This window comes from Luteimonas marina, assembly GCF_007859325.1.
Taxonomy (GTDB): domain Bacteria; phylum Pseudomonadota; class Gammaproteobacteria; order Xanthomonadales; family Xanthomonadaceae; genus Luteimonas; species Luteimonas marina.
Window position 1 is genome coordinate 52,173 of sequence record NZ_VOHK01000001.1, and the last position, 26,112, is coordinate 78,284.

The 26,112-nt window shown below is 68.8% G+C and carries 18 protein-coding genes and 1 pseudogene; 15 read left to right on the forward strand and 4 right to left on the reverse strand.

What is annotated here, in order from left to right; all coding sequences use genetic code 11:
• Nucleotides 1-34 precede the first annotated feature (34 nt).
• The 5 genes from FQY83_RS00250 to lolD all read left to right on the forward strand — a co-directional run bounded on the left by FQY83_RS00250 (nucleotide 35) and on the right by lolD (nucleotide 3,722).
• A complete protein-coding gene (locus FQY83_RS00250; protein ID WP_146384008.1) occupies nucleotides 35-820 on the forward strand; it encodes a succinate dehydrogenase iron-sulfur subunit in 786 nt (261 codons plus the stop codon).
• Between the two features lie 194 nt (nucleotides 821-1,014).
• A complete protein-coding gene (locus FQY83_RS00255) occupies nucleotides 1,015-1,275 on the forward strand; it encodes an FAD assembly factor SdhE (protein ID WP_146384010.1) in 261 nt (86 codons plus the stop codon).
• The gene (locus FQY83_RS00260) at nucleotides 1,223-1,699 is read left to right on the forward strand and encodes a hypothetical protein (RefSeq protein ID WP_146384012.1); all 477 of its coding nucleotides are present in this window, start codon (nucleotides 1,223-1,225) and stop codon (nucleotides 1,697-1,699) included. Before FQY83_RS00255 ends, FQY83_RS00260 begins: the two co-directional genes overlap by 53 nt.
• A gap of 24 nt (nucleotides 1,700-1,723) precedes the next feature.
• The gene (locus FQY83_RS00265; RefSeq protein ID WP_146384014.1) at nucleotides 1,724-2,977 is read left to right on the forward strand and encodes a lipoprotein-releasing ABC transporter permease subunit; all 1,254 of its coding nucleotides are present in this window, start codon (nucleotides 1,724-1,726) and stop codon (nucleotides 2,975-2,977) included.
• A 40-nt stretch (nucleotides 2,978-3,017) separates the two neighbouring features.
• Nucleotides 3,018-3,722: a lipoprotein-releasing ABC transporter ATP-binding protein LolD gene (lolD, locus tag FQY83_RS00270; RefSeq protein ID WP_484496918.1), complete on the forward strand. Its 705-nt coding sequence runs from the start codon at nucleotides 3,018-3,020 to the stop codon at nucleotides 3,720-3,722.
• Between the two features lie 69 nt (nucleotides 3,723-3,791).
• On the opposite strand, the pseudogene FQY83_RS00275 reads toward lolD, so the two are convergent.
• The 3 genes and pseudogenes from FQY83_RS00275 to FQY83_RS00285 form a co-directional block, all read right to left on the reverse strand.
• Nucleotides 3,792-5,323 (reverse strand): annotated as a pseudogene (locus FQY83_RS00275) (pseudouridine synthase); the annotation flags it as partial.
• Nucleotides 5,320-6,204 carry an SMC-Scp complex subunit ScpB gene (gene scpB / locus FQY83_RS00280; RefSeq protein WP_146384020.1) on the reverse strand — a complete coding sequence of 295 codons (885 nt, stop codon included), beginning with the start codon at nucleotides 6,202-6,204 and terminating at the stop codon, nucleotides 5,320-5,322. The pseudogene FQY83_RS00275 and the gene scpB, both read right to left, overlap by 4 nt.
• 139 nt (nucleotides 6,205-6,343) lie before the next feature.
• Nucleotides 6,344-7,252, reverse strand: a complete 909-nt coding sequence (locus tag FQY83_RS00285; RefSeq protein WP_146384022.1) for a segregation and condensation protein A — start codon at nucleotides 7,250-7,252, stop codon at nucleotides 6,344-6,346.
• A 388-nt stretch (nucleotides 7,253-7,640) separates the two neighbouring features.
• Between FQY83_RS00285 and FQY83_RS00290 the strand changes: the two genes are divergently transcribed.
• From FQY83_RS00290 to FQY83_RS00335, 10 genes are all read left to right on the forward strand, one after another.
• A complete protein-coding gene (locus tag FQY83_RS00290; RefSeq protein WP_146384024.1) occupies nucleotides 7,641-7,940 on the forward strand; it encodes a YciI family protein in 300 nt (99 codons plus the stop codon).
• A 211-nt stretch (nucleotides 7,941-8,151) separates the two neighbouring features.
• Complete coding sequence (bglX, locus tag FQY83_RS00295) at nucleotides 8,152-10,401, forward strand: beta-glucosidase BglX (protein ID WP_202878140.1); 2,250 nt, start codon at nucleotides 8,152-8,154, stop codon at nucleotides 10,399-10,401.
• Between the two features lie 152 nt (nucleotides 10,402-10,553).
• Nucleotides 10,554-11,579, forward strand: a complete 1,026-nt coding sequence (locus FQY83_RS00300; RefSeq protein WP_238333394.1) for a LacI family DNA-binding transcriptional regulator — start codon at nucleotides 10,554-10,556, stop codon at nucleotides 11,577-11,579.
• 118 nt (nucleotides 11,580-11,697) lie between these two features.
• Entirely contained in the window at nucleotides 11,698-14,697 is a 3,000-nt protein-coding gene (locus FQY83_RS00305) for a TonB-dependent receptor (protein WP_146384030.1), read from the forward strand.
• Nucleotides 14,698-14,814: 117 nt separating this feature from the next.
• Entirely contained in the window at nucleotides 14,815-16,425 is a 1,611-nt protein-coding gene (locus FQY83_RS00310) for a glucoamylase family protein (protein WP_425478538.1), read from the forward strand.
• A gap of 236 nt (nucleotides 16,426-16,661) precedes the next feature.
• On the forward strand, nucleotides 16,662-17,978 hold the full coding sequence (locus FQY83_RS00315) for a sugar ABC transporter substrate-binding protein (RefSeq protein WP_146384034.1): 1,317 nt from the start codon (nucleotides 16,662-16,664) through the stop codon (nucleotides 17,976-17,978).
• Nucleotides 17,968-18,846, forward strand: coding sequence for a carbohydrate ABC transporter permease (locus tag FQY83_RS00320; RefSeq protein WP_146384036.1), 879 nt, complete (start codon nucleotides 17,968-17,970; stop codon nucleotides 18,844-18,846). The genes FQY83_RS00315 and FQY83_RS00320 overlap by 11 nt, the downstream gene beginning before the upstream one ends.
• Entirely contained in the window at nucleotides 18,843-19,676 is an 834-nt protein-coding gene (locus FQY83_RS00325) for a carbohydrate ABC transporter permease (RefSeq protein WP_146384038.1), read from the forward strand. The genes FQY83_RS00320 and FQY83_RS00325 overlap by 4 nt, the downstream gene beginning before the upstream one ends.
• Nucleotides 19,677-19,798: 122 nt before the next feature.
• A complete protein-coding gene (locus FQY83_RS00330) occupies nucleotides 19,799-22,942 on the forward strand; it encodes a discoidin domain-containing protein (protein WP_146384040.1) in 3,144 nt (1,047 codons plus the stop codon).
• Nucleotides 22,943-23,148: 206 nt separating this feature from the next.
• Nucleotides 23,149-23,817, forward strand: a complete 669-nt coding sequence (locus tag FQY83_RS00335; RefSeq protein ID WP_146384042.1) for a hypothetical protein — start codon at nucleotides 23,149-23,151, stop codon at nucleotides 23,815-23,817.
• A gap of 277 nt (nucleotides 23,818-24,094) precedes the next feature.
• Here FQY83_RS00335 and parE read toward each other — a convergent pair whose 3' ends face one another.
• Nucleotides 24,095-25,984 carry a DNA topoisomerase IV subunit B gene (gene parE / locus FQY83_RS00340; RefSeq protein ID WP_146384044.1) on the reverse strand — a complete coding sequence of 630 codons (1,890 nt, stop codon included), beginning with the start codon at nucleotides 25,982-25,984 and terminating at the stop codon, nucleotides 24,095-24,097.
• Nucleotides 25,985-26,112 lie beyond the last annotated feature (128 nt).

Here is a 26,112-nt window from a genome sequence, read left to right on the forward strand (position 1 = left end):
TCACGAATCACTAATTACGAATCACGGACCCATCATGGCTGAATTCACCCTCCCGAAGAACTCGAAGATCCGCAAGGGCAGGCACTTCAAGGCGCCGGCCGGATCGACGCGCGTGCGGACCTTCAAGGTCTACCGCTGGAACCCGGACGACGGCCAGAACCCGAGCACCGACACCTACGAGGTCGACCTCGACAAGTGCGGGCCGATGGTCCTGGACGCGCTGATCAAGATCAAGAACGAGGTCGACCCGACGCTGACCTTCCGCCGCTCCTGCCGCGAGGGCATCTGCGGTTCGTGCGCGATGAACATCGACGGCACCAACACGCTGGCGTGCACGCTCGCCATCGATGATTGCAGGAAGGCCGAAGTGCCGGTCTACCCGCTGCCGCACATGAGCGTGGTCAAGGACCTCGTCCCGGACCTGACGCACTTCTACGCCCAGTACGCCTCGATCCAGCCCTGGATCCGCACCCAGAGCGCGCCGCCGCCGGACCGCGAGCGCCTGCAGTCGCCGGCCGACCGCGACAAGCTCGACGGCCTGTACGAATGCATCCTCTGCGCCTGCTGTACCACCAGCTGCCCGAGCTACTGGTGGAATGGCGAGCGCTACCTCGGCCCGGCGGTCCTGCTGCAGGCCTACCGCTGGATCATCGACAGCCGCGACGAGGACACCGGCGCGCGCCTGGACGACCTGGAAGATCCGTTCAAGCTCTACCGCTGCCACACCATCATGAACTGCGCGCGGACCTGCCCGAAGGGCCTGAACCCGGCCAAGGCGATCGGTTCGATCAAGCAGCTGATGCTGGCCAGGCACGGGTAGGCGCGCCTCCAGGCGCGATTGTCGGCCGGTCCGGAATTCCCCCACTTGTCATTTCGAGCGCAGCGAGAAATCTGCTTCGGCTCGCACGCGGCTTGCGGAGAGAAGATTTCTCGCTGCGCTCGAAATGACAGGTGAATAAGGGAGGCGACCCGGCGTCGGTCGAAGCCATCGCCACCGGAGGAGTCACACGAGCCATGAACCTCCCATCCGACGACGCCGAACTCCGCCGCATCCGCTGGCGCTGCCGCCGCGGCATGCGCGAACTCGACGCCTTGTTCGGGCGCTGGCTCGACCGCGAATGGGCAGCGGCTTCCGAAGCGCAGCGCGGGGTTTTCCTACGGCTGCTGGACTGCGAGGACGATAAGCTCTGGCACTGGTGCATGGGCCACGAGGCCGCCAGCGATGCCGAACTCGACGCGCTCGTCCAGCGCATCCGCGAGCTCCCTCCGAACTAGCGCGCCCGAAGCGCGGATCGAGTGGCGGCCGTCGCGCTGGCTGCTCGCCGCGATCGCCGTGCTGGCCGTATCGGCCGCATGCGCCGTGCTGGCGTCGGAAATGCCGCGCGGGCTGGCGTGGCCGCTGGCCGTCGCCGCCGTGGCCCACGGCGCCCGGCTGTTCCGGCGCGAGCGCCGCCGGCCGGCGCAGGCCTTCGTGCTGCGCGGCGATGCCGCGCCGGTGCAGGTCGACGGCGAGGCGGTCGAAGGCTTCGATCTGCAGTGGCGCGGGCCGCTCGCGTTTGCCTCGTGGCGGGACGGGCGGGGCAGGCGCCGGCGCCGCGCCTGGTGGCCGGACACGCTGCCGCCGCCGCGGCGACGTGAACTGCGTCTGGCCGCACCCGCGCCCGAGGCTGCCCGCGGCGGGGCTTCGATGGCACCATAGCGGCTGCCCCGCCGATTGCCGAGCATGTTCAAACCGATCCCCGTCGCCATCGGCCTGCGCTACCTGCGCGCCAAGCGCCGCAACGGCTTCATCTCCTTCATCTCGCTGGCCTCGATCCTGGGCATCGCCATCGGCGTGATGGTGCTGATCACCACGCTGGCGGTGATGAGCGGATTCCAGCGCGAGATCAAGGACCGCATGCTCGGCATGGTCGCGCACGCCACGGTCACTGCCGACGGCGAGGCCATGCAGGGCTGGCCGCACGCGGTCGAGGTGGCCAAGCGCGATCCGCGCGTGTCCGGCGCCGCGCCCTACATCGACACCCAGGCGCTGCTGCGCGGCACCCGGCAGGAGCCGGCGGCGATCCGCGGCGTGTCGCCGGAGGACGAGTCGCAGGTCTCGGCGCTGGCCGAGTGGATGGTGCAGAGCGAGCTGTCGGACCTGTCGCCGGGCTCGTTCAACATCGTGCTCGGCAAGGAACTCGCGCAATGGCTCGGCGCGCGGGTCGGCGACAAGGTGGTGGTCACCACCGATTTCCAGGTCACGCCGATGGGCGCGGTGCCGCAGCTCAAGCGCTTCACCGTCAGCGGACTGTTCGAGGCCGGCTACCAGGATTTCGACCGCCGGCTGGCGGTGGTCAACATGCAAGACGCGCAGCGGCTGATGCGCATGGGCGAGGGCGTCACCGGCGTGCGCCTGAAACTGCACGACATGGACCAGGCCTGGAACGTCGCCCGCGACCTGGCCGAGGCGCTGGCGCGGGAGAACGGCAGCTACTACCGCGTCAGCGACTGGAGCATGGAGAACGCGAACATGTTCCGCGCGCTCAAGCTGGAGAAGACGATGATCGGCATCCTGCTGTCGCTGATCATCCTGATGGGCGCGTTCTCGCTGCTGAACTCGCAGGTGATGCTGGTGATGGACAAGCACGCCGACATCGCGATCCTGCGCACGCTGGGGCTCACGCCGCGCGGCGTGATGCAGGTGTTCATGGTGCAGGGCACGCTGATCGGCGTCATCGGCACCACCCTGGGCGTGATCGGCGGGCTGCTGCTGACCTTCAACCTCGAGTACATCCTGCGCGCGATCGAACGCGTGTTCGACGTGGTGCTGATGCCCGAGGACGTGTACTACGTGACCGGGCTGCCCATCGACCTGCAGTCGAGCGACGTGGCGATGATCGCGGCGGTGGCGCTGCTGATGGCGTTCTTCGCGACCATCTACCCGGCGTGGCGCGCGGCGCGCACGGCGCCGGCGGAGGCGTTGCGCTATGAGTAACCGGGAGTCGGGAATCGGGAATCGGGATTCGGAAAAGCAGGTGCAGCCCGCGACCGGCGAGGTGATCCGCGCCGAACGGCTGGGCAAGACCTATGCCGAGGGCAAGCTGCACACGCCGGTGTTCGACGGGCTGGATTTCCACGTCGACGCCGGCGAGACGGTGGCGATCCTCGGCGCTTCCGGCGCCGGCAAGAGCACGCTGCTGCACCTGCTCGGCGGGCTCGACACGCCGACTTCGGGCGAGGTCTACGTCGCCGGGCAGAAGATGAGCGCGCTGTCGGACGCGGCGCGTGGCCAGCTGCGCAACCGCGCGCTGGGCTTCGTCTACCAGTTCCACCACCTGCTGCCGGAGTTCACCGCGCTGGAGAACGCGATGCTGCCGGTGCTGCTCGGCGGCAGCGGCGTCCCGGAGGCGTCCTCGCGCGCGAAGGCGCTGCTGGAATCGGTCGGCCTCGGCCACCGGCTGGAGCACAAGCCGGGCGAACTGTCGGGCGGCGAACGCCAGCGCGCGGCCGTCGCGCGCGCGCTGGTCAACCGCCCGGCCTGCGTGCTCGGCGACGAGCCGACCGGCAACCTCGACGAGAAGACCGCGGCGACGGTGTTCGAACTGATGCTCGAGCTCAACCGCGCGCAGCGCACCAGCCTGGTGCTGGTGACGCATGATCGCCGCCTCGCGCGCCGGCTCGACCGGGTGCTGGAACTGCACGACGGCAAGCTGCGGCAGGTGGCGCGGGACGAGGTCTAGGAGCCGGCGGCTGCGCCGGTTGCCCCCACCCCAACCCTCCCCCGCAAGCGGAGGAGGGGGCAAAAGCGCTGGCCCTTGGCTCCCTCCCCCGCTTGCGGGGGAGGGTTGGGGTGGGGGCAAAGCCGCCGATCCACCCAACCTCAGCGATTGCCGCCGCGCGGCCCCCTGTTACCGCCGCCGGGACGCGGGCCCTTGGGACGGTTGTTGCCGCCCGGGCGCGGGCCGCGCGGGCGGTTGGCGTAGGGATTGAAGGCGCCCGGCGAGGCATGGTCCGAGGGGAAGGTCGGCGCGCTGTCGGGATGGCCGTACGGCCGTGCGGCGCCCTGCTTGCGTGCCTGGCCTTGCCCCGCGCCCTGCGCGGGACCGCGCTTCTTCTTGTTGAACGGCTTCTTCGGGCCGCGGCCGTCGGCGTTGCGGTGGCCGGTGGGGCCGGTCTCGACGCCCTCGGGCACGTACCAGGTGCGGAACGCGGCCGGGTTGCCTTCCGGCAGCGAGCGGTCGTTCTTCTGCTTGCGCTGCTTGAACGGCTTCTGCGACTGCTTCGCGGCCTGCTCGCCGCTCACCGTCAGGCCGCCGTGCGGCTTCTTGCCGCCGCGTCCGCGACGGTCCTCGCGCACGTTGTCGAAGCGGCGCAACTCGCGGCCCTCGTCGGCGGTGTTGTGGCCGTTGACGTAGCCCTGCGGGCGGCGATCGCCGGTCAGGTGCACGGTCGACTTCGCCGCCTTGCGCTGGCCGATCACCGGCAGCAGGGTCAGCGCCGGCGGCGGGCCTTCCTCGAGATTGAGCTCCTTGCGCAGCGCCTCGACCTGGGCGTCGGCCAGTTCCTGCGACTGCCCGCGCAGCAGCGTCTGCGGCAGCGAGACCTTGCCGTAGCGGATGCGCTTGAGCCGGCTGACCTGGCAGCCCTGCGATTCCCACAGCCGGCGCACCTCGCGGTTGCGGCCTTCCTTGAGCAGCACCTGGAACCATTCGTTCGAATCGGTGCCGCCGATGCGCTTGATCTCGTCGAACTTCGCCGGGCCGTCCTCCAGCGCGACGCCGCGGGCGAGGCGGTCGACGATCTTCTCCGGCACCGTCTCCTCGCCCTCGGGCGCGCGCACGCGGCAGACGTATTCGCGTTCGACCTCGAACGAGGGATGCATCATCGCGTTGGCGAGCTCGCCGTCGGTGGTCAGCAGCAGCAGGCCGGTGGTGTTGATGTCGAGCCGGCCGATCGCGATCCAGCGCGCGCCCTTGAGCGCGGGCAGCGATTCGAATATCGTCGGGCGGCCTTCGGGATCCTCGCGCGTGGTCACTTCGCCTTCGGGCTTGTTGTACATCAGCACGCGCGCCGGTTCGGTCAGCGCGCTGGCGACGAACTGGCGGCCGTCGATCTCGATGCGGTCGCCGCCCCCGACCGACATGCCGGTCTGCGCGACCTCGCCGTTGACCTTGACCAGGCCGTCGGCGATGCGCTGCTCCAGCGCGCGGCGCGAGCCCAGGCCGGCCTGCGCCAGCACCTTGTGCAGGCGTTCTTCCAGGCGCGGCGCTTCGGCGGTCTTGTCTTCGCCGCGCTTGAGCGACAGCTTGCGGCTGCCGGCGGCGGGTTGTTTCTCACTCATTGATGGCTCCGGGTGCTGTCGCCGTCGTCGGCGAGGGCGTTGTCTGGATCGGCCGTTTCGTTTGCGGGAACGGCATCGTGGGTGTCGGTTTCGGCTTCGATTTCGCGCTGGACGTCGGCGTCGATGACGTCTTCGTCGTGTGTTCGGTCGTCCGCGTCTTCGCGGGATTCGGTGTCAGTTGCTTCGCCTTCGTCGGCGAGGGCGCCGTCGGCATCGACCTGCGCATCGCCGGCGGGCGCGGCATCGTTGGCGGCAACGTCGCCAGCTTCGGCATCGGCATCGCCTTCACCGCCGGCGGCGATGCCACCCACCGCGCGCGCCTCGCCGTCGAACTCGAACTGCGGCTCCAGTTCGCCGAAGTCCTTGAGCTCCGACAGCGGCGGCAGTTCGTCCAGGCGTTTGAGGCCGAAGTAGTCGAGGAAGGCCTTGGTGGTGCCCAGCAGTTCCGGGCGGCCGGGGATGTCGCGGTGGCCGACGACGCGGATCCACTCGCGCTCCTCCAGCGCCTTGATGATGTTGCTGTTGGTGGCCACGCCGCGGACCTGCTCGATCTCGCCGCGCGTGATCGGCTGGCGGTAGGCGATCAACGCCAGCGTTTCCAGCGTGGCGCGGGTGTACTTGGTCTGGCGCTCGGTCCACAGCCGCGCAACCCAGGCGTGCACGTCGGCCTGCACCTGGTAGCGCCAGCCGGAGGCGACCTCGACCAGCTCGACGCCGCGCCCGGCCGATTCGGCCTGCAGCGTTTCGAGCGCGATCTGGAGGCTGCCGTCGGGCGCGGGTTCGTCGAGCGGGAACAGTCCGCCCAGTTGGACCACGGTCAGCGGCTGGCTGGACGCCAGCAGCGCGGCCTCGACGATGCGGTTGATGAGTTGTTGATCCATGCGTCTGTCGTTCGTGGTGTGTGGTTCGTGGTCGATGGTGGATCGGCATTCCGCCGGGCGCGAGCCATCGGCCGTTTCCGGTTGGTGGTTGGTGGTGGGGCAGCAGCGCTCCACCAAGCCCCAACGACCAACCCGTTTCTCAGCTTTCCCCGTCGCCCGCCGTCTCCGCCGGCTCGTCGAACTCGCTGGAGAACTCCAGCGGCTCGTCGGCGGCGCGTTCGGTGGCCAGCGACTTGACGTAGATCGGCGCCAGCGGCGCTTCCTGCACCACGTCGAGCAGGCGCTCCTTGGCCAGTTCGAGGATCGACAGGAAGGTCACGACCACGCCGAGCCTGCCTTCGCCGGCGTCGAACAGCGCCTCGAAGCGGTGGAAGGCGCCGTCCTCGAGCCGTGTCAGCAGTTCGCCCATGCGCTGGCGCACGCTCAGCGCGTCGCGCCTGATCGCGTGGCTGGTCAGCAGCTCGGCGCGCTTGAGCACGTCGTGCAGGGCCAGCAGCATCTCGCGCAGCTCCACCGGCGGCGGCAGCTTGACCGAGGCGCGGTCAGGGACGAAGGCGGCGACGGTCGAGGTGTCGCGATCCAGCCGGGGCAGGGTGTCGATGTCCTCGGCGGCCTGCTTGAAGCGCTCGTACTCCTGCAGCCGGCGGACCAGGTCGGCGCGCGGATCGTCCTCGTCGCCGTCCTCGCTGGCCGGCCGCGGCAGCAGCATCCGCGACTTGATCTCGGCCAGGATCGCGGCCATCACCAGGTACTCGGCGGCCAGCTCGAAGCGCAGCTCCTGCATCACCTCGATGTAGGCGACGTACTGGCGGGTGATCTCGGCGACCGGGATGTCGAGGATGTCGAGGTTCTGGCGGCGGATCAGGTACAGCAGCAGGTCGAGCGGGCCCTCGAACGCCTCGAGGATCACCTCCAGCGCGTCCGGCGGGATGTACAGGTCCTGCGGGATCTGCAGCACCGGCTGGCCGTGCACCACCGCCAGCGGCATCTCCTGCTGCTGCGGATGGGAAGCCGCCTGCGCGGCGTTGTCCTGTGCGGATTGGCTCATTCGCGTTGCGACCCCTCCGGGCCGTCTGGCTTGTCGAGTGTTGCCGCGGGCCGGCGTGCGGCCACGGGCTGCGCATGTGTACGGGCGCGCATCCCTGGCATGCACGGGTCCGGACATCAGCACTGGCAAAGCGTCTTGCGACCGGGCGCCACGGACAGGCCATGCCGGGTGCCGGCAGAAGACTGAAGGAAGGGGCGTCGGGTCCTGGCCGAAGGGCCGCGGCTCTGCGTCCTGGGGCGACGGAAGCGGCGTTCGGCTGCGGAACTTGGTCCCTAGGGTAAGCGCTGGCCCGCGGACTGTCCAGCGGACGGGCGGATGGGGGAGGCGATGGCGCAGCGGAATGCAGCGCCGGCCTAGAATCGCGTCTGCACAGGAGCGGAGCAACGGCATGTGGTACGCGATCGAGGGCCATGACGGCGAGCAGGTGCTCGACAAGCGCATGGCGGCGCGCGAGCGGCATCTGGCGCGGTTGCTCGCGCTGCGCGACGAGGGGCGCCTGCTGCTGGCCGGCCCGTGCCCGGCGATCGATGCCGAGGATCCCGGGCCCGCGGGCTTCAGCGGCAGCATCGTGATCGCCGAGTTCGAGTCGCTGGAGGCGGCCCGCGCCTGGGCCGACGCCGACCCCTATGTCGAAGCCGGCGTCTACGCCCGGGTCGAGGTCCGGCCGTTTCGCCGGGTCCTGCCGTAGCGGACGACATGGACGGATAAGTTCGTGATCCCCGCGAAGGCGGGGACCCGGCGTCTTTCGTGGTTCCACCTGACGGCAACCGGGCCGGAAAACCGCGGCAGGCCGATGCTGCACCGTGCCGTGCATCCCGTATTGGAAACGTTTACATTCACGCGCCAACGCCACCTTCGCGAAGGGATCCATGACGCGCGCCTGCCCCCGCATCCGCCTGATGCCACTCCTGTCCGCCCTGCTGGCGACCGCGCTGGCCGCGCCGGTGGCCTGGGCCGACCCGCCGCCGCCGAAGACCTCCGCCGGTGACCCCGCCGCCGAGAAGGCCTACGTCGACGCGCTGATGGCGAAGATGACCCTGGCCGAGAAGCTGGGCCAGCTGAACCAGCCGCCGGGCGTGGGCAACAACACCGGACCGGCGGCGATGGCCGGCAGCGAGGACCAGGTGCGCAGGGGCGAGATCGGCTCCTGGCTCGGCACCCACGGCGCGGCGCTGACCTGCCGGCTGCAGCGGATCGCGATCGAGGAGTCGCGGCTGGGCATCCCGCTGCTGTTCGCCTACGACGTGATCCACGGCATGCGCACGGTCTTCCCGGTGCCGCTGGGCGAGGCCTCGAGCTTCGATCCGGACGAGGCGCGCAACGCCGCGCGCGTGGCCGCGGTGGAAGCGACCGCGCACGGCGTCCACTGGACCTACGCGCCGATGGTGGACATCGCCCGCGACCCGCGCTGGGGCCGCATCGTCGAGGGCGCGGGCGAGGACCCGTACCTGGGCTCGGCGTTCGCCGCCGCGCGCGTGCAGGGCTTCCAGGGCGAGGATCTCGCTGCGCCCGATACGCTGCTCGCCACCGCCAAGCACTTCGTCGGCTACGGCGCGGCCGAGGGCGGGCGTGACTACAACATCGCCGAGATCCCGGAGCGCACCCTGCGCGAGGTCTACCTGCCGCCGTTCAAGGCCGCGGTCGACGCCGGCGCGCAGTCGGTCATGGCGGCGTTCAACGAGATCTCCGGCGTACCGATGCATGCGCACCAGCCGCTGATCGAAGGCGTGCTGCGCGGGGACTGGGGCTGGGATGGCCTGCTGGTCAGCGACTACACCGGCGTGCTCGAACTGATGGAGCACGGCGTCGCCGCCACGCGCGAGGACGCCGGCCGCCTCGGGCTGCGCGCCGGCGTGGACGTGGACATGGTCAGCAACATCTACCTCAAGGACCTGCCGGTGGCGGCCCAGGCCGGGCGTGTGCCGATGGCCGAGGTGGACGCCTCGGTGCGGCGCGTGCTCAACGCCAAGTTCCGCCTCGGCCTGTTCGACGATCCCTACCGCTACTGCAAGGACAGCGCGCGCCAGGAAGCGATGACGCTGACGCCGGAGCACCGCGCCGCCGCGCGGCGCATGGCGCAGAAGTCGATGGTGCTGCTGAAGAACGAGGGCGACGTGCTGCCGCTGTCGAAGTCGCTGGGTACGCTGGCGGTGATCGGACCGCTCGCCGACGAGCCCTGGGGCATGCTCGGCAACTGGGTCGGCATCGGCCGGCCCGCGGACGCGGTGACGCCGCTGGCCGCGCTGAAGGAAGCGCTCGGCGAGCGCACGCGGCTGGTCGTCGCCAAGGGCGCCGACATCGACAGCGCCGACACCTCCGGCTTCGACAAGGCCGTGCGCGCCGCGCGCGAGGCCGACGCGGTGCTGATGTTCCTCGGCGAACACCCGGAGATGAGCGCCGAGGCCAACAACCGCACCTCGCTCGATCTGCCCGGCGTACAGCAGCAGCTCGCGCTGGCAGTCGCGGCGACCGGCAAGCCGGTGGTCGTGGTCCTGCTCAACGGCCGACCGCTGTCGACCGGTGCGCTGCAGGGCAGGGTGCCGGCGATCCTCGAGGCCTGGTTCCCGGGTGTGGAGGGCGGCAACGCGATCGTCGACCTGCTGTTCGGCGACGTGGGCCCGTCGGGCAAGCTGCCGGTCACGGTGCCGCGCAACGTCGGCCAGGTGCCGATCTACCACGCGCACCGCAATACCGGCCGCCCGCCGGCGAAGGACAACAAGTACACCAGCAAGTACATCGACGTGCCGTGGACGCCGCTGTATCCGTTCGGACACGGGCTGGGCTACACCACGTTCGGCTACGACGCGCCGACCGTGTCGCGCGCGACGCTGGCGCCGAACGACCTCGCGCAGCAGGTCAGCGTGCGCGTCACCAACACCGGCCAACGCGCCGGCACGGAAGTGGTGCAGCTGTACCTGCGCGACGACGTCGCCAGCGTCACCCGCCCGGTGCGGGAGCTGCGCGGCTTCCGCCGCGTCGAACTGCAGCCGGGCGAGTCGCGCACGGTGATGTTCGAGCTGGGTTTCGAGGATCTGGCGCTGTACGACGCCGACATGCGGCGCGTGGTCGAGCCGGGGACGTTCACCGTGTTCGCCGGCGGCAGTTCGGAGGCGGAGCAGTCGGTGGCGTTCAAGGTGGTCGCCCGCTGAGTCGAAGGGGGCGGTTCGATCGGCAGCCCGCCCCGCAGTGTCGTCCCGTGCCGCAATGACTGTTGCAACGCAGCAAGAAACGACGGATGGACCGACGCCATGCATCGAACGAAAGCTTTACATCTTCTCTTGAAAACGATTACATTGCGGCCATCGCGAAACCGTGGAGAGGCGGTGTGAGCGTCACGATCAAAGACGTGGCACGACGCGCGAATGTTTCGGTGGCGACCGTGTCTCGGGCCCTGAACGGCCACCAGAACGTCGCCGAGGCGGTGCGCAAGCGGGTCCTCAGCGTTGCCGACGAGCTGCGCTACAGCCCGCACCACGCGGCGCGCAGCCTCAGCAGCCGGCGCACGCAGACCATCGGCGTGGTGCTGCCGGACCTGTACGGCGAATTCTTCTCGGAACTGATGCGCGGCATCGACCAGGTCGCGCGCGAGCGCGGGCTGCACCTGCTGGTGTCCAGTTACCACGGCCATCCGCAGGAGCAGGGCGCCGCGCTGCGCACGATGCGCGGCCGCGTGGACGGGCTGCTGCTGATGTCGCCGTTCGTCGATGGCGCGGAGTCGCTGGCCGAGGACCTGCCGGCGGCAATGCCGGTGGTGCTGATGAACTCCGCGCTCGCCGCCAGCGGCCGCGCCTCGGTCGGCGTCGACAACCACGGCGGCGCGATGGCGATGATGCAGCACCTGCTGCAGGCCGGGCACCGCCGCATCGCCTTCATCGCCGGCCCCGACGACAACTTCGACGCGCGCGAGCGCCTGCGCGGCTATCGCGATGCATTGGCCGCCGGTGCGCCCGGTGTCGAGCCCTGGGTGCTGCCCGGCGACTTCGACGAAGCCTCCGGGCATCGTGCGGGACAGGTCCTGCTCGAAGCGGAGCAGCGCCCGGACGCGGTGTTCGCCGCCAACGACATGATGGCGCTGGGCTGCCTGTTCGCGCTGAGCCAGGGTGGCCTGCGCGTGCCTGACGACGTCGCGCTCGCCGGTTTCGACGACATTCCGCTTTCGCGCTACGTACACCCGGCGCTGACGACCATGCGCGTCGAGATCGCCGAACTGGGCGCGCGCGCCATCCGCCAGTTGCTCGAACCCGCAACCCCGGAGGCGCAGGAGCACGCCCTGCTGGCGCCGCGGCTCGTGACCAGGCCATCCAGCGCGTCCCGCGCAACGACATGAAGAGGTGAATGCAAGGCGACATCCGTCCGCAGTCGAAGACAAGAACAGCGTTGCAGTCCGAAACGCGTCAATCCCCCGGTTTCAACTGTTCGAGGACCGCCCTGGGAGGGGCATCACGATGAATCGCAAGACCCACCCCGCTTCCCGCAGGTTCGATCGCAGCCTGCTCAGCTGCGCGCTGGCCGGCTGCATGCTGCTGTCGGCGCCGGCATTCGCCCAGTCCACGTCCGCGACGCTCCGCGGCCAGGTGTCGAGCGATTCCGCGCCCGCGAGCGGCGCGCAGGTCACCGCCACCAACCTCGCGACCGGCCTGTCGCGCTCGGTCAGCACCAGCGCGGGGGGCGGCTACAGCCTGGCCGGCCTGCCGCCGGGAACCTACCGCGTCGACGTCACGGCTGGAGGCCAGACCAGTTCGCAGAACGTGACCCTGGCCGTCGGCCAGACCGCGACCCTCAACCTGGGCTTGGGCGGCGTCGTCGAAGCCGCACCCGCGGAAGGGGCCACCGACCTCGATGCGGTGGTGGTCACCGCGACCGCGCTGGTGGAGACCAAGACTTCGGAAGTGGCCACCTACGTTTCGCAGCGGCAGATCGAGAACCTGCCGCAGAACTCGCGCAACTTCCTTGCCTTCGCCGATACCGTGCCGGGCATGCAGTTCGTGCAGAGCGGCAACGGCAACGAGTCGCAACTGCGCAGTGGCGCGCAGGGCGCCAGCCAGATCAATGTCTTCATCGACGGTGTCGGTCAGAAGAACTACGTCACCCCCGGCGGCATTACCGGGCAGGACGACAGCCGCGGCAACCCGTTCCCGCAGTTGGCGATCGGCGAGTACAAGGTCATCACCTCGAACTACAAGGCCGAGTACGACCAGATCAGCAGCGCCGCGGTGACCGCCGTGACCCGGTCGGGCACCAATGATTTCACCGGCAGCTTCATCTGGGATCGCTACACCGACGACTGGCGCAAGGCGTCGCCCGGGGAGGAGGCGGCAGGCGCGAAGAGTCCGGAGACGACCGAGCAGTATGGCGTCGCCTTCGGCGGTCCGATCATCCGCGACCGCCTGCACTTCTTCGTGACCTACGAGGCCAAGGATTTCATCGTCCCGGAGATGGTCACGCGCCCCAACAATACCGCCCACGTGGCGCTGCCTGCGGAAATCACCTCCCAGTACGGGCCGACGAGCCGCCCGTTCGACCAGGACGTCTACTTCGGCAAATTGAGCTTCCAGGCCAGTGACGCGCACCTGATCGAATTCTCCGCGCGCATACGCGAGGAGGTCGGGATCCTCGGCGTGGGCGGGCAGAACGCCGACAGCACCGCCACGGCGCTGACGAACAACGAGAAGCGCTACGACCTGCGTTCGCTGTACTCGGCCGAGAACTGGATGAACGATGCGCACATCACGTTCGAGGAGTCGGCCTACAACCCGCGGCCGGTCATCAGTGCCCCGATCACGCGCTATACCGCCCGCAACCTGGCCAACGACGGCGACATCACGCTGCTCAACACCGGTGGCGGCGCAACGTTCCAGGACAAGGGGCAGAGCGGCTGGGGCCTGCAGAACGATTTCACGTTCTACGGCTGGGAGAACCACACGGTCAAGATGGGCTTCAAGTACAAGGACATCGAACTGACCGCGTTCCAGAACTCGCCGCCGAACCCGCGTTATATCTACGACGTGGTCGAGAACATCGGCCAGCCCTACCGGATCGAGTACACGACGGCACGCGCGGGCCGCGATCCGAACATCGAATCGGCGAACAAGCAGTTCGGCATCTACATCCAGGACGACTGGGAGGTCAACGAAAAGCTGACGTTGAACTTCGGCGTGCGCTGGGACTACGAGGACATGGGGGCCTACACGGATTACGTGCTCGATCCCGCGATCGCGGCCGCACTGCGCGGCTGGACCAACATCCAGAATACCGATTACGACATCGAGGACTACATCAGCGACGGCGGCAATCGCGACAGCGACAAGAACAACATCGCGCCGCGGATCGGGTTCTCCTACGACCTGTTCGCCGACCAGCGCCACGTGATCTTCGGCGGCATCGGACGCTCCTACGACCGCAACCTGTTCGACTACATGGCGCGCGAGTTCTATGGCGGCGCCTTCACCACCTACACCATCAACTTCCCGGATGCCAACCATCCCTGCGACCCCAGCGTGAGCTGCATCGAGTTCGATCCGGCGCTGATGACGGCGGCAGGGCTCGCGGCGTACGCAGCGGCGAATCCGACCGCCGGCGGCGAGGTGAACCTGATCCGCAACGACCTGGAAACGCCGTACTCCGACCAGTTCAGCATCGGCATGCGCAACATCGTCAACGTCTGGGGGCACGACTGGAACACATCCGTGGCACTGGCGCACATCCGTTCGAAGGAGGGGATCTACTTCAGGCTCGGCAATCGCTATCCGGACGGCAGCTTCCGGGATCCTGCGTTCCCCGAGGCCACTTGGGGCCGGCAGCCCTGGGGGGAGGCGATCCCCGGCTACGGCAGCCTGATCCTCGGCCAGAACGGCATGGAGACCAAGTTGAATTCGCTCATGCTCTCGCTGGACAAGCCCTACTCGGACCAGTCGCCGTGGGGCGTGACCGTCGCCTATACCTACAGCGATGCCAAGGAACTGCGCACGAAGTCCTCGGAGGGCGAAACGTATGTGTTCGACTATCCGGACATTGGCGACGAGTTCTACATGTCGACGGGCGTCGCCAAGCATCGGCTGGTCACGACGGGCATCTTCGGCCTGCCGTGGGACATCACCATCTCCACCAAGCTGACGCTGGCGAGCCCGATCCCGCGCGAGGCGGTCAATTGCCTGGATGTCGCCATCGAGGGCAACTGCTTCTTCGATCCGTACGAGATCGACGAATCCATCGGCTTCAAGCAGTTCGACATTGCCCTGCAGAAGGTCTGGAACACCGGCAGCGACCTCAGCTTCAAGGTGCGCGCGGATCTCCTGAATGCGTTCAACTGGCGCAACTGGACCGATTACGACGACGGCCGTGGCAATCCGAATGACGGGCCGAACCCGAATTTCGGCCAGCGCAGCGGCAACGGCATCCTGTGGCCGACTCGCACGTTCAAGTTGTCCTTCGGGCTTGACTGGTAGGCCACGCAGACGCCGGCCACTTCGGTGGCCTGCGTTTTTCTGTCGGACCCTGTAAACGATTCCACCCAGACCCCAGGCATGCGCTCCGTGTATCCACGCTGTTTCCGCTTCTCCCTCATGGCCGTCCTGTGCCTGCTGCTGGCGGCCTGCCAGCGCGAGGCACCCGCACCGGCCGAACCGGCCGTGGCGCCGCCCAAGCCCGGCCCGATCCCGCAGATCGTGCTGCCCGAGCCCGATCCCAGGGAGGAAGAGCCGCCGGGTCCGCCGGAGCTGCCGCCGCTGTTCCGCGACATCGAGCGGCGCACGTTCCAGTTCTTCTGGGACACGACCAACGAGCTCAACGGGCTGACGCCGGACCGCTTCCCGTCGCGGCCGTTCGCGAGCATTGCCTCGGTGGGTTTCTCGCTGACCGCGTATCCGATCGGGATCGAGAACGGCTGGGTCAGCCGCACCCAGGCGGTGGACCGCACGCTGGCGACGCTGAAGTTCTTCCGCGAGGCGAAGATGGGGCCGCAGGCGACCGGGCGCAGCGGCTACAAGGGCTTCTTCTACCACTTCATCGACATGCAGGAGGGCGCCCGTTACAACACGTGGGTGGAGCTGTCGAGCGTGGACACCGGCCTGCTGCTGATGGGCGTGCTGTTCGCGCAGTCGTACTACACCGGCGACGATCCTCGCGAGGCGGAAATCCGCAAGCTCGCCGACGAAATCTACCGCCGCGTCGAGTGGCCCTGGCTGCAGCAGCGGCCGCCGCTGATCTCGATGGGCTGGTATCCCGAGCGCGGCTTCATCGCCCACGACTGGAGGGGCTACAACGAGGCCATGCTGGTCTACATCCTGGCGCTGGGCTCGCCGACGCATCCGGTGGAACCGGAGGCCTGGGACGCCTGGACGCGGACCTACGAGGGCGACTGGGGCGTGTTCCAGGGACAGGAGTACCTGAGCTTCGGCCCGCATTTCGGCCACCAGTACTCGCACGTGTGGATCGACTTCCGCGGCATCCGCGACGAGTACATGAAGAACCGCGGCATCGACTACTTCGAGAACAGCCGCCGCGCGACCTATGCGCAGCGCGCGTATGCGATCGAGAATCCGATGAAGTGGGACGACTACGGCGAGACCATCTGGGGCCTGACCGCCAGCGACGGGCCGCAGCGCACCACGCAGGAGTTCAAGGGCGAGCAGCGCGAGTTCCGCCACTACAGCGCGCGCGGCGCCGGCCTGTCGGACGAGTTCGACGACGGCACCATCGCGCCGACGGCCGCCATCGCATCGATTGCCTTCGCGCCGGAGATCGTGATCCCCGCGACCGAGGAACTGTACGAGCGCTACGGCGAGTACCTGTACTCCAGCTACGGCTTCCTCGACGCGGTGAACCCGAGCTTCAAGTACGACATCCCGCTCAAGACCGGGCGGATCATCCCCGGCCGCGGCTGGGTGGCCAGCGACTACATCGGCATCGACCAGGGACCGATCCTGACGATGATCGCGAACTACCGCAACGAGTTCGTGTGGAAGGTGATGCGCGAGAATCCCTACATCCGCAAGGGGCTCGAGCGCGCGGGCTTCACCGGCGGCTGGCTGGCGCCGCCGGGCGAGCCGCAGACCTCGGGCGAGCCCGACCCGGAAGCCGCGGACGCCAGCGACATCGGCATGGCGCAATCGCGCATCCCCGAGGACGACGACAGGCCGCCTTCCGAGCCGAGGGCTTCGGATCCGCCGCAGTAGCGTGTCCGGGCGGATGCAGTCCCGGGCTGCAGATGGGGATCGGAAGCTTGTTCACGGTTCCCGAATCGAGCGTCATCCCGGCGAAAGCCGGGATCCATTTTGCAGTTGGCCTTCGTTCCTGCCATGCAAACGGGAATCAGGGTCAAGATGGATCCCGGCTTTCGCCGGGATGACGTCTTCGATGATGTGCAGCCTCCCAGGTACAACGATCGTGAACAGGCTCTAAGATCCCCGGCATGCGATCTTCGTCTCCGGTACTGCTCGCACTGCTGCTGACGCTCGCGCTCGGCGCCTGCGCGCGCGACGACGGCACGACCACGATCCGCTTCTGGGCCATGGGCCGGGAAGCGGAGGTAGTGGCCGAACTGATCGACGAGTTCGAGCGCGAACACCCCCACATCCGCGTCGAGCTGCAGCAGATCCCCTGGACCGCGGCGCACGAGAAGCTGCTGACCGCGTTCGCGGCCGACGGCCTGCCGGACATCGGCCAGATGGGGAACACGTGGATCGCCGAGTTCGCGATGCTCGACACGCTCGAACCGCTGCAGGCGAGGGTGGATGCCTCCCGGATCGTCGACCAGGCGGACTACTTCCCCGGCATCTGGGCCACCAACGTGGTCGACGGCGTGCTCCGGGGCGTGCCGTGGTACGTCGACACGCGGCTGCTGTACTACCGCAAGGACCTGCTGGCGCAGGCGGGCTTCGATGCGCCGCCGACGACCTGGGCCGAATGGGAAGCGGCGATGGCGGCGATCGTGCGCAACGGCGGTCCCGGCCGCTACGCGGTGCTGATGCCGATCAACGAGTTCGAGCCGCAGCTCTCGTTCGCGCTGCAGACCGGCGCCCCGCTGCTGCGCGACGGCGACGACTACGGCAATTTCCGCGGCCCGGGCTTCCGCAAGGCGCTGGCGTTCTACGCCAAGACCTTCGAGGAAGGCTGGGCGCCGCCGATGTCCGACACCCAGATCTCGAACGTCTGGGACGAGTTCTTCCGCGGCTTCTACGCGTTCTACCTGTCCGGTCCCTGGAACATCCGCGAATTCCGCAAGCGCCAGCCACCGGAACTGGCCGATGCCTGGGGCACGATGCCGCTGCCGGGGCCCGACGGTCCCGGCGCGGGCATCGCCGGCGGCACCAGCCTCGTGCTGTTCCGTTCGTCCGCGCGCAAGGATGCGGCGTGGCAACTGGTCGAGTTCCTGTCGCGTCCCGACATCCAGCAGCGCTTCCACGCCCTGATCGGCGACCTGCCGCCGCGGCGCAGCACCTGGGAGCATCCGGAACTGGCCGGGGATCCTTTGGCGATGGCGTTCCGCGACCAGCTCGAACGCGTGCGGCCGACGCCGCAGGTGCTGGAGTGGGAGCGCATCGCGCAGGAAATGCGGCTGGCGACCGAGCGCGTGGTGCGCGGCGGGCAGTCGCAGGAGCAGGCGGCGGCGGAACTGGATGCGCGCGTGGATGCGATCCTCGAGAAGCGGCGCTGGGTGCGCGAACGGGAGGGGCGCGACGGGGGGCAGCGGAGCGATCCGGACCGCCGGAGCCGCCATGCGCACTAGCCTCGCCGGCTGGATGTTCGCCGCGCCCGCACTCATCGTGCTCGGCGTGTTCTTCGGCCTGCCGGTGCTGGCGGCGGCGCTGCTCAGCCTGACCGATTTCGACCTCTATGCCCTGGCCGACACCGACAACCTGCGCTTCGTCGCGTTCGGCAACTACCTCGATCTGCTGCGCACGCCGATGTTCTGGAAGGCGCTGGGCAACACCGCGTACTTCGTCGCGGTCGGCGTGCCGCTGTCGATCGCGGTGTCGCTGGGCGCGGCGCTGCTGCTCAACTCGCCGCTGGCGCGGATGCGCGCGTTGTTCCGGACCGCGCTGTTCGCGCCGGTGGTGACCACGCTGGTCGCGGTCGCCGTGATCTGGCGCTACCTGTTCCACACCAGCTACGGCCTGGTGAACTGGGCGCTGGGCCACGTCGGCATCGCGCCGGTCGACTGGCTCGGCGATCCGCGCTGGGCGATGCCGACGATCATGCTGTTCGCGGTGTGGAAGAACTTCGGCTACAACATGGTGATCTTCCTCGCCGGCCTGCAGGCGATCCCGCAGGACCTGTACGAGGCCGCGCGCATCGACGGCGCCTCGCGCTGGCGGCAGTTCCTGCACATCACCCTGCCGCAGCTCGGACCGGTGCTGCTGGTGGTGGGCGTGATCACCATCTCCGGCTATTTCCAGCTGTTCGCCGAACCCTACGTGATGACCCGCGGCGACCCGCTGCAGAGCACGGTCAGCGTGCTGTACTACATGTTCGAGGAAGGCTTCAAGTGGTGGAACCTCGGTCGCGCATCGGCGGTGGCGTTCCTGCTGTTCCTGATCATCCTCGCGGTGACGACGCTGCTGCTGCGCGCCGGGCGCAGGAGGGACCTGGTATGAGCGAAGTCGGCCGGTCGCGCTGGCAGTCGCTGCGCGTCAACGGCGCGCTCGTCGCGCTGGCGGTGCTCAGCCTGGCGCCGCTGCTGTGGATGGTCTCGGTGTCGTTCATGCCGCGCGGCGAGGCCAGCCATTTCCCGCCGCCGTTCCTGCCGTCGGCGGTCACGTTCGACAACTACCGCGAGTTGTTCGCGACCACCGGCGTGGCCCGCAACTTCGGCAACAGCCTGCTGGTCTCGGTCGCGATCACGCTGCTGTCGCTTCTGGTCAACACCATGGCGGGCTACGCCTTCGCCAAGCTGCGCTTCCGCGGCCGCGAGCGCATCTTCCAGCTGCTGCTGGCCGCGCTGGTGGTGCCGGCGCAGGTGGCGATGCTGCCGCTGTTCCTGCTGATGAAGCAGCTGGGGCTGGTCAACAGCTACTGGGGCGTGATCGTGCCGGCCATGGCGACGGTGTTCGGCATCTTCCTGGTGCGGCAGTACGCGCGCAGCATCCCCGACGACCTGATCGAGGCCGCGCGCATCGACGGCGCGGGCGAACTGCGGATCTTCTTCCAGGTCGTGCTGCCGATGCTCAAGCCGGTGCTGGTCACGCTGGCGGTGTTCACCTTCATGGGCGCGTGGAACGACTTCATGTGGCCGCTGATCGTGCTGACCGACCAGGAGCACTACACGCTGCCGGTGGCGCTGGCCGCGCTGTCGCGCGAGCACATCATGGACGTGGAGCTGATGATGGCCAGCGCGGTGGTGACGGTGCTGCCGGTGCTGGGGTTGTTCCTGGTGCTGCAGCGCTATTACATCCAGGGGTTGCTGCTGGGGAGTGTCAAGGGATGAACGAAGCGGTATCCGTGCCGTCAACCAGGTCGTCATCCCGGCGAAATCCGGGATCCATTTTGCCCTTGCCTCTGTTTCCGGCTCGGCGCGAAACATCAAAATGGATCCCGGCTTTCGCCGGGATGACGAAAAAGTACTTCGTCGGGGTGTTCCTGGCGCTGACCGGCACGCCGTTTGCGATTGCGCAGGAAGTAAAGGTCCTCGACCACTTCGACGATCCCACGCCCTGGCGCGTGGTGGCCTCCAACCAGGTCAGCGGCGTCCTGCGCGCGATCGACGACGCCGAGGGCAGGGCGCTGTGCCTGGACTACGACTTCAACGGCGTATCGGGCTACGCCGGCCTCCAGCGCGACCTCGTGATCGACTATCCGGAGAACTACCGCTTCTCGTTCCGCCTGCGCGGCGATTCGCCCGACAACGACCTGCAGTTCAAGCTGGTTGACGCCAGCGGCGACAACGTCTGGTGGGTGAACCGGCCGAAGTACGACTTCCCGCGGCAGTGGACCGAGGTGCGCTACAAGCGTCGCCACATCGACAAGGCCTGGGGGCCCGATCCCGACCCGGTCCTGCACCGGAGCGCGAAGCTCGAGTTCACGATCTACAACCACGCTGGCGGCCGCGGCAGCGTGTGCTTCGATGCGCTGGCGTTCGAAGCGTTGCCGCCGCAGGACGACAGTCCGCTGGCTGCGACCGCGCTCGCCACCGCGGGCGACGCCGCGCTCGCGGTCGACGGCAAGATGGCCACCGCATGGAGCGTCGACAAATCGGCGGTGCCGCAGCGGCTGGTGCTCGATCTGGGCAAGGTTCGCGAGTTCGGCGGCCTGCGCCTGCGCTGGGACGGCAGGGACTACCCGTCGCGCTACGCGATCGGCCTGTCTGACGATGGCGCGGCATGGCGCGACGCCCGCAGCGTGACCACGGGCAACGGCGGCGATGACTGGATCGCGCTGCCCGAATCGGAGGCGCGCTACATCGCCTTCGATCTCGTCGATGGGCCGACGCGGCGCTTCTCCCTGCATGAGGCCCAGGTCGAGCCGCTGGCGTTCGCGGCCACGCCCAACGATTTCGTGAAGTCCGTGGCCGCGCACGCGCCGAAAGGCTGGTTCCCGCGCGGTTTCGGCGGCGAGCAGCCGTACTGGACGATTCTCGGCCTCGACGGCGGCACGCAGCAGGGCCTGATCGGCGAGGACGGCGCGGTCGAGGTCGCCAGGGGCGGCTTCAGCATCGAGCCCTTCGTGCTCGTGGACGGCGCGCTGGCGACATGGAATGACGTCACCGCGATCCAGTCGCTGCAGGACGGTTACCTGCCGATCCCGTCCGTGCACTGGAAGCGCGACGATCTCGAACTCGACGTCACCGCCTTCGCCCACGGCACGCCGCGGGAATCGCGGCTGGTGGCGCGCTACCGACTGTCGAACCCGGGCGGCAAGGCGCGCGACTACACGCTGGCGCTGGCGGTGCAACCGTTCCAGGTCAATCCGCCGAGCCAGTTCCTCAATACCCCGGGCGGTGTCAGCCGGATCGAATCGCTGGCGATCGATGGCGGCACGGTGTCCGTGGGCGGCAAGGCGCGCGTGTTCGCCAAGCAGCTGCCGACCGCCGCATTCGTGACGCCGTTCGATGCGGGCATGGCGATATCGCATCTCGCCGCGCCGCGCAGGCCGGCGGCGTCGCGCGTGCAGGACCAGACCGGGCTCGCCTCCGGCGCACTGCTGTACACGATGCGGCTGGCGCCCTGGGAAACGCGCACGATCGACGTGATGGTGCCGATGACCGGCAACGCCGGGTTCGCGCGCCGCTGGTGGGACGCCGAGGCGCTGCAGGTCGAGACCGCCGCGATGTGGCGCGACAAGCTCGACCGCGTGGTGCTGACGGTTCCGGCGCAGGGCCAGGCGCTGGCCGACACGCTGCGCACCTCGCTGGCGCACATGCTGATCTCGCGCGTCGGTCCTCGCCTGCAGCCGGGCACGCGCTCGTACGCGCGCAGCTGGATCCGCGACGGCGCGATGATCTCCGAGGGCCTGCTGCGCATGGGCCGGCCCGAGGTGGTGCGCGAGTACGTCGACTGGTACGCGCCCTACCAGTTCGAGGACGGCATGGTGCCGTGCTGCGTCGACGACCGCGGCAGCGACCCGGTGCCCGAGAACGACAGCCACGGCGAACTGATCTTCAACATCGCCGAGTACTGGCGCTACACCGGCGACCACGCCTTCCTCGAGCGGATGTGGCCGCACGTCGAAGGCGCGTACCGCTACATGGAGCAGCTGCGGCTGTCGGAGCGCACGGCGGCGAACCGCAGGCTCAACCCCGCGTTCTACGGGATGATGCCGGCCTCGATCAGCCACGAAGGCTATTCGGCCAAGCCGATGCATTCGTACTGGGACAATTTCTGGGCGCTGCGCGGCTACAAGGATGCGGTGGAGGTCGCCGAGGCGCTCGGCAAGGCCGACGATGCCAAGCGGATGACGGCCTCGCGCGACCAGTTCCACGACGACCTGATGGATTCGCTGCGCGCGGCCGCGAAACTGCACGACATCGACTTCCTGCCCGGCGCGGCCGAGCTCGGCGATTTCGATCCCACCTCGACCACCATCGGCCTCGCCCCCGGCGGCGAGCAGGATCGGTTGCCGCAGAACCTGCTGCACAACACCTTCGAGCAGTACTGGACGCGTTTCCTCGATCGCCGCGACGGCCGGCTGGAGTGGAAGGACTACACGCCGTACGAATGGCGCAACGTCGCCGCGTTCGTGCGCCTGGGCTGGCGCGGGCGGGCGAAGGAGGTGGTCGACTTCTTCTTCGCCGACCGCGCGCCGCAGGCCTGGAACCAGTGGGGCGAGGTGGTGTCGCGCACGCCGCGCAAGCCGTTCTTCCTCGGCGACCTGCCGCACGCCTGGGTCGGTTCGGACTTCGTGCGCTCGGCGCTGGACATGTTCGCCTACCCGCGCGAGCGCGACGACAGCCTCGTGCTCGCCGCCGGCGTGCCGGCCGACTGGCTGGACGGCAGGGGCGTCGGCATTGAGGGGCTGCGTACGGCGTCCGGCCCGCTGGCGTATCGACTGCGGCGCGACGACGGTGGGTTGCTGCTGGAGGTGGACTACACCGGCCTGCGCCTGCCCGAAGGAGGCCTGGTCCTGCCGTGGCCGCTGGCCGGCGATCCGGGTGACACGACGATCGAGGCCGGCGAGGCGGACTGGAACGGACGCGAACTGCGGGTAACGGCGCTGCCGGCCCGCGTGCGGATCGAACTGGCCGACGCGACGCCCTGAGCCGCCCTTGACGGCAAAGCAAAGCTCGTCATCCCCGCGAAGGCGGGAAGCGCTTTACAACAGTGCGAAGCGCTGGTCATCCAGCGTCGTTGCGCAAGGCAAAATGGATCCCCGCCTTCGCGGGGATGACGATGGCTCTTGCTTCCACGATCGCGGAAAGTCCCCTCTGGTAGCCTGTCGCGCAGCGAGGAATCCTCCGCGAACGCATGTCCCGACCCTCCGCACATCCGATCCCGCTGTGGCCGCTGCCGCTCTCGATCGCGGCGTTGTTCACCGTCGCCACGCATCTGGCGCTGTGGCTGTCGATCCGCGACGGCCATGTCGAAGCCTGCGTGCCGGTGCTCGAAGGCTGCACCTCGATCAGCCGCGCGGCGCGCCACGGCCTCGGCAACCATGTGTTCCGGCTGCTGGTGCTGCCGTGCGCCTTGCTCGTCGGCCTGCACTGGTGGCTGGCGTCGCGCTGGCTCGGGCGCGGATCGCGCGACGTGGCCTGGCTGGGCGTCGTCGCCGCGATCGCGCTGGCGGTCTACGCGACCTTCCTCGGCACCGACGGCGAGGCGTACCGCTTCCTGCGCCGCTACGGCGTGGTCTGCTTCTTCGGTTTCGGCTACCTCGCGCAGCTGCGGTTCCTGCAGGCGGTGCGTCGGGATGTGCGGGTGGACGCGCGCGTGGTGGCGGCGATGGTGGCGGTCAGCGCGCTGATGCTGCTGCTGGGCCTGGGCAATGTCGCCGCAGGTGCCCTCGTCGCGGATGCGGGGCTGAAGGACCGGATCGAGAACGCGCTGGAATGGCAGCTGGGCTGGCTGCTGGTCGCGTGGTACCTGCTCCACGCAGCGTGGTGGCGACGCATCGGTGCGAGGCTCCTGCCGGCCTGAGCGCCTGTTCGTGATCTCCGGGTCCAACGTCATCCCGGCGAAAGCCGGGATCCATCTTGATCTTGATGTTGCAATGGGAAGAACGAAAACCAACGGCAAAATGGATCCCGGCTTTCGCCGGGATGACGTTTTCGATGATGTTTGCCCCCGCCCCCAATGCAAGGACCACGAACGGGGTCTCAGACCTCCAGCGTCGCCAGGTCGCCGCGCCGCGCGAATCCATCCGCCGTCATGGCAACGATGCCGTCGCCACGGCTGACGCCAATGACTCGCCGTGTCAGACCTCCAGCGTTGCCAGGTCGCCCTTCTGCTCCAGCCACGCCTTGCGGTCCGGCGCGCGCTTCTTCGCCAGCAGCATGTCCATCAGCCCGCGCGTTTCCACGTCGTCGTCGACGGTCAGCTGCACCAGCCGGCGCGTGTCGGGATGGATGGTGGACTCGCGCAGCTGCGAGGGATTCATCTCGCCCAGGCCCTTGAAGCGGGTGACGTTGACCTGGCCCTTGAGCTTCTCGCGCTCGATCTTCTCCAGCAGCAGGCGCTTCTCCTCCTCGTCCAGCGCGTAGAACACCTGCTTGCCCACGTCGACGCGGAACAGCGGTGGCATCGCCACGAAGATGTGGCCGGCGCGCACCAGTGCGGGGAAGTGGCGCAGGAACAGCGCCGAGAGCAGGGTGGCGATGTGCAGGCCGTCGGAGTCGGCGTCGGCCAGGATCACCACCTTGCCGTAGCGCAGGCCGGCGATGTCGTCCTTGCCCGGGTCGCAGCCGATCGCGACGGCGAGGTCGTGCACCTCCTGCGAGGCGAGCACGCCGCCCGACGCCACTTCCCAGGTGTTGAGGATCTTGCCGCGCAGCGGCAGGATCGCCTGGAAGTCCTTGTCGCGCGCCTGCCTGGCCGAGCCGCCGGCCGAATCGCCCTCGACCAGGAACAGCTCGGTGCGCGAAAGGTCCTGCGAGATGCAGTCGGCCAGCTTGCCGGGCAGGGCGGGGCCCTGGGTGACCTTCTTGCGGACGATCTGCTTCTCGGTCTTGAGCCGCAGGCTGGCGCGCTCGATCGCGAGCTGGGCGATGCGCTCGCCGAGCTCGACGTGCTGGTTGAGCCACAGGCTGAAGGCGTCGTGCGCGGCGCTCTCGACGAAACCCGCGGCCTGGCGCGAGCTCAGCCGCTCCTTGGTCTGGCCGCTGAACTGCGGGTCGGTCATCTTGATCGACAGCACGAAGGACACGCGGTCCCACACGTCCTCCGGCGCCAGCTTGACGCCGCGCGGCAGCAGGTTGCGGAAGTCGCAGAACTCGCGCAGCGCGTCGGTGAAGCCGGTGCGCAGGCCGTTGACGTGGGTGCCGTGCTGTGCGGTCGGGATCAGGTTGACGTAGCTCTCCTGCACCAGTTCGCCGTCCGGCACCCAGGCGACCGCCCAGTCGACGACCTCGGTGTCCTTCTTCTGCTGGCCGACGAACAGCTCCGGCGGCAGCAGCTCGCGTTCGGCCAGCTCGCCCCTGAGGTAATCGCGCAGGCCGTCCTCGTAGTGCCAGCTGTCGCGCTCGCCGCTGGCCTCGTCGAACAGGGTGACGGTCAGCCCCGGGCACAGCACGGCCTTGGCGCGCAGCAGGTGGCGCAGGGCGCGCAGGGCGAATTTCGGCGAATCGAAGTACTTCGGGTCGGGCCAGAAGCGCACGCGGGTGCCGGTGTTCTTCTTGCCGACCGTGCCCACCACCTCCAGCGGCGTGGCGCGGTCGCCGTCGCGGAAAGTGATGCGGTGCTCGCTGCCCTCGCGCTTGATGTGCACCTCCACCAGCGTCGACAGCGCGTTGACCACGCTCACGCCGACGCCGTGCAGGCCGCCGGAGAAGGTGTAATTGCGGTTGTTGAACTTGCCGCCGGCGTGCAGGCGGGTGAGGATCAGCTCCACGCCGGGGATCTTCTCCTCCGGGTGGATGTCCACCGGCATGCCGCGGCCGTCGTCGGACACCTCGCAGCTGCCGTCCCTGAACAGGGTCACCGCGATCTCCTTCGCGTGCCCGGCCAGCGCCTCGTCCACCGCGTTGTCGATGACTTCCTGCGCCAGGTGGTTCGGGCGCGTGGTGTCGGTGTACATGCCGGGCCGGCGCTTGACCGGGTCCAGGCCGGAGAGGACTTCGATGTCGGCGGCGTTGTAGCGGGAATTCATCGGGGGCGGGCTTGGGGACTGCGTGGAGGGAGGGCGCATGGTAAATGACCGGCCGCCCCGGCGCCGCCGGGGCGGGCAGGGCGGGGCGCTTGCCTGTAGAATGGGGCTTTCCAGCGGGTGCCTTTCCC

Coding starts and splice junctions, on each gene's coding strand:
- FQY83_RS00250 (WP_146384008.1), top strand. CDS start 35: ATGGCTGAATTCACCCTCCCGAAGAACTCGAAGATCCGCAAGGGCAGG.
- FQY83_RS00265 (WP_146384014.1), top strand. CDS start 1,724: ATGTTCAAACCGATCCCCGTCGCCATCGGCCTGCGCTACCTGCGCGCC.
- FQY83_RS00335 (WP_146384042.1), top strand. CDS start 23,149: ATGTCCCGACCCTCCGCACATCCGATCCCGCTGTGGCCGCTGCCGCTC.
- FQY83_RS00290 (WP_146384024.1), top strand. CDS start 7,641: ATGTGGTACGCGATCGAGGGCCATGACGGCGAGCAGGTGCTCGACAAG.
- FQY83_RS00315 (WP_146384034.1), top strand. CDS start 16,662: ATGCGATCTTCGTCTCCGGTACTGCTCGCACTGCTGCTGACGCTCGCG.
- FQY83_RS00325 (WP_146384038.1), top strand. CDS start 18,843: ATGAGCGAAGTCGGCCGGTCGCGCTGGCAGTCGCTGCGCGTCAACGGC.
- FQY83_RS00285 (WP_146384022.1), bottom strand. CDS start 7,252: ATGAGCCAATCCGCACAGGACAACGCCGCGCAGGCGGCTTCCCATCCG.
- scpB (WP_146384020.1), bottom strand. CDS start 6,204: ATGGATCAACAACTCATCAACCGCATCGTCGAGGCCGCGCTGCTGGCG.
- FQY83_RS00305 (WP_146384030.1), top strand. CDS start 11,698: ATGAATCGCAAGACCCACCCCGCTTCCCGCAGGTTCGATCGCAGCCTG.
- FQY83_RS00320 (WP_146384036.1), top strand. CDS start 17,968: ATGCGCACTAGCCTCGCCGGCTGGATGTTCGCCGCGCCCGCACTCATC.
- FQY83_RS00260 (WP_146384012.1), top strand. CDS start 1,223: ATGCCGAACTCGACGCGCTCGTCCAGCGCATCCGCGAGCTCCCTCCGA.
- FQY83_RS00330 (WP_146384040.1), top strand. CDS start 19,799: ATGACGAAAAAGTACTTCGTCGGGGTGTTCCTGGCGCTGACCGGCACG.
- parE (WP_146384044.1), bottom strand. CDS start 25,984: ATGAATTCCCGCTACAACGCCGCCGACATCGAAGTCCTCTCCGGCCTG.
- FQY83_RS00255 (WP_146384010.1), top strand. CDS start 1,015: ATGAACCTCCCATCCGACGACGCCGAACTCCGCCGCATCCGCTGGCGC.
- bglX (WP_202878140.1), top strand. CDS start 8,152: ATGCCACTCCTGTCCGCCCTGCTGGCGACCGCGCTGGCCGCGCCGGTG.
- FQY83_RS00310 (WP_425478538.1), top strand. CDS start 14,815: ATGGCCGTCCTGTGCCTGCTGCTGGCGGCCTGCCAGCGCGAGGCACCC.